This is a genomic window from Streptomyces torulosus, from assembly GCF_001419765.1.
Taxonomy (GTDB): Bacteria; Actinomycetota; Actinomycetes; order Streptomycetales; family Streptomycetaceae; genus Streptomyces; species Streptomyces torulosus.
Map to the genome: position 1 here is coordinate 1 of NZ_LIRK01000925.1, position 3,252 is coordinate 3,252.

The following is a 3,252-nucleotide window of genomic DNA, read 5'->3' on the forward strand; positions in this document are numbered from 1 at the left end:
ACGCCGCCGAACAATCATTGATAGAGCTGGTCCCCGAATTTCGGTTCGGGGACCAGCTCTTTTTTGTTGTGCGTCACTTGGCGTTCACATTGCGCGACGAGGATCCGCGCTATGGGTACCGTTGGAATGCTCAAGGCCGCAGGTGTCGGCGTCGGTGACGAGGTGGTCGTGCCGGCGTTCGGGAACCCCGAGGTCGCCCAGGCCGTGAGCCTGACAGGGGCAGTGCCGGTCTTCGCGGACATAGACCCGCTGTCGTACTGCCTGGACGCGGCGGCCGTCGAGGCCGCGGTGACCACGCGGACCGTGGCGGTCGTCGCCGTACACCGCTTCGGCCGGTCGGCGGACATCGCGACACTGCACCAAGTAGGGCAACGGCACGGCCTGTTGGTGCTGGAACAAGGCGAGTCCGAGGCGCCGTACAGCGAGGTCGGAGTGCGCAGGGAACGCGCCGCGTACCTCAGCACCAAGCTGAAAGGCGTACGGACCCCGGCCGGATGCGACGGGCACACCTTCCAGCAGTACGTCGTACGGGTGCCGGGCAACGGGCGGCCGGACCGGGACGCGTTCGCACGGGCCATCAAGGCCAAGGGAGTTGCGTGCAGCGTGCCGGTGAAGACGCCGGTGCACCGTATGCCGGAGTTCCGGCGGGACATATGCCTCCCCGAGACCGAACGCGCCGCCGACGAGACGCTCGCGCTGCCCATCTGCGGGAACATGTCGCGGCGCGAACTGCACCGGCTGGTGTCCGCCTGCAACGCGCTGGGCGGGCTGCTGCAGCCGGCGTTCTGAGAACGGCCGCCGGGCGCACGAGCTGGGTTTGGGAGCACGGCTCCGTTCGGGGTATGATCTATTCCGTTGCCGCGAGGGAAACCTCGAAAGCGACAAGCCCCTATAGCTCAGTCGGCAGAGCGTCTCCATGGTAAGGAGAAGGTCAACGGTTCGATTCCGTTTGGGGGCTCAGTCAAAAGGCCCCGCCCATCTGGGCGGGGCCTTTCTCATGCCCTTTTCCGATCGCCGCCCGCTCAGTCCTTGTGCAGGCCCGGAACACGCATCGCCAGGATGGCCATGTCGTCCGACGGGGCGTCCGAAGCGAAGCGCTCGACCGCGCGCATCACACGGGCCGCGACAGCGCCGGCCGTGAGACCCGTACAGGTCGTGAGGACCTCCGTCAGGCCGTCGTCGCCCAACATGCGGGTGCCCTCGCGGCGTTCGGTGACGCCGTCCGTGACACAGAGGAGGACGTCACCGGGATCGAGGGTGACCGTCTGCTCGTACAGCTCCAGGTCCTCCATGACGCCGAGGAGGGGCTGCGGTTCGGCGGCCGGTTCCACCGTGCCGTCCTGGCGCAGACGGAGCGGGAGTGGGTGCCCGGCGCAGACGACCTTCAGGACGGCGCTGCCGTCCTCCTGAGGCCACAACTCGCCGTACAGGAGGGTCAGGAAGCGGCTGCGGGCGCCCTCGTCGATGATGGCGGAGTTCAGGCGCTCGAGGACGGCCGGGCCGCCGTAGCCCTCGCGGGCCAGCAGGCGCAGGGCGTGACGAGCCAGGCCCGTGACCGCGGCGGCCTCCGGGCCCGTACCGCAGACGTCGCCGATGGCGAAGCCGTACGCGCCGTCGCGGATCGGGAAGAGGTCGTAGAAGTCGCCGCCCACCTCGTTGCCCTCGCCGGCCGCGCGGTAGATGACCTCGACCTCGACGCCCTCGATGTCCGGAAGCTCCGGCGGGAGGAGGCTCCGCTGGAGGGACTGGCTGATGGCCATGCGCTCCGAGTAGAGGCGGGCGTTGTCCAGGGCCAGGGCGGCCCTGCGGGACAGGTCCTCCGCCAGCTCCAGGATCTCCTGGCGGAAGTGCTCGTCCGTCGGCTTGCCGAGCGTGAGCATGCCGATGACGCGGTTGCGGGCCACCAGGGGCAGGACGACCGTCTCCCCGCCCACCGCCGAGGCCGTCGCCAGGGTCGTGCCGATGCCCGAGCTGACCGTGGCCGGTTCGCCGAGGCCCAGGCTGCGCATCGAGGTGCGCAGCGCCGCGCGGTGGGCCGCCTCCGCGGGGGCCGTCCAGACGCGGGCGCCCGGAGTCGGGATCGGCTCGGGCGGCGCGATCTTGGACAGGAGGGCCTTGAGGCCGTCGATGAGGTCCTCGTCCTCGTGGAGCACGTACGAGAGGTACGGGTCGGAGGCCTGGTCGGCGATCGTGTACACCGCGCACCAGGTGGCGAGCGTCGGGATCGTCATCTGGGCCATCAGGGCCAGGGTCTGATCGCGGTCCAGGGTGCCCGCGAGGAGGTCGGAGGCCTCGACGAGGAACGACAGGGAGCCGCGGCGCAGCCGCTCCAGTTCACCCAGGCGGGCAGACTCGACGGCGAGAGCGATGCGGTCGGCGGCGAACTGGAGGCGCAGGGCCTCCTCGTTGGAATAGCGGCTCGCGGCCTCCGCGGCGACACCGAGGGAACCGGTGAGGCGGCCCTCCACCTTCAGCGGGACCGTGACGACCGAGCGCATGCCCGTGCCGCTGAGCAGGGGGACCGCGCCGGGGACGGCCGCGAGATCGTCATGGACGGCCGGCATGCGGGCCGAGCCGTAGCGGCCGGGGCCGGCCTCCACGGGGACGCGTGCGAAGCGCTGGCGGGCCGAGGGAAGGCCGGTGGAGGCCCGTACCTCCAGCTCGGTCTCGTCGTCGGTGGCGAGGAGCAGGAACGCGGAGTCCCCGTCGAGCATGTCGCGGGCGCGCTCGACCGTGCGCTGCAGGAGGCCGTCGAGGTCGTCCGGGGCGGGGGAGCCGATGAAGACCTCGAAGGGGTCCGTGGCCTGGCCGCCCTCGCCGGAGCCGCTCGAATCGCCGGTGGGGACGCGGATCGGGGTCTGCAGGACGGCGCGCTCGTGGTCCCGTACGAGAAGGCAGACCGTGGACGGTTCGCCGGCCGTGTCGCGCACCCGGAGGTGGGAGGCGTACACCGGGGTCACCCGGCCGCCCGCGTCGCGGATGCCGTAACTGCCCTCCCATCGGGAGAGTTGCAGGGCCTCCGCGACCCCGGTGCTGGTGCCGGGGGTGTGCGGCCAGGCGGCGAGGTCGGTGAGCGGCTTGCCGATGACCTGGTCCGGGGCGTAGCCGAACAGTTCCTCCGCGTCCTCGTTCCACGCGTTGATCGCGCCCGTGCGGTCGATCTGGACGACGGCGACGCGGACCCGGCCGTCGGCGAGGGGCAACAGGTCGGCGGGGAGGGAGGGGCCTGCGGTGCGGGTGCCCACGGGGCGG

The 3,252-nt window shown here is 71.3% G+C and carries 2 protein-coding genes and 1 tRNA gene; 2 read left to right on the forward strand and 1 reads right to left on the reverse strand.

Going from position 1 to position 3,252, the window contains the following annotated elements:
* Positions 1 to 126: 126 nt before the first annotated feature.
* Complete coding sequence (locus AOK23_RS42575) at positions 127 to 789, forward strand: DegT/DnrJ/EryC1/StrS family aminotransferase (RefSeq protein ID WP_055717734.1); 663 nt, start codon at positions 127 to 129, stop codon at positions 787 to 789.
* 96 nt (positions 790 to 885) lie between these two features.
* Positions 886 to 958 (forward strand) — tRNA-Thr (locus tag AOK23_RS42580).
* A gap of 64 nt (positions 959 to 1,022) precedes the next feature.
* On the opposite strand, the gene AOK23_RS42585 is transcribed toward AOK23_RS42580, so the two are convergent.
* On the reverse strand, positions 1,023 to 3,252 hold a 2,230-nt coding region (locus AOK23_RS42585), incomplete at its 5' end, for a SpoIIE family protein phosphatase (protein ID WP_055717735.1).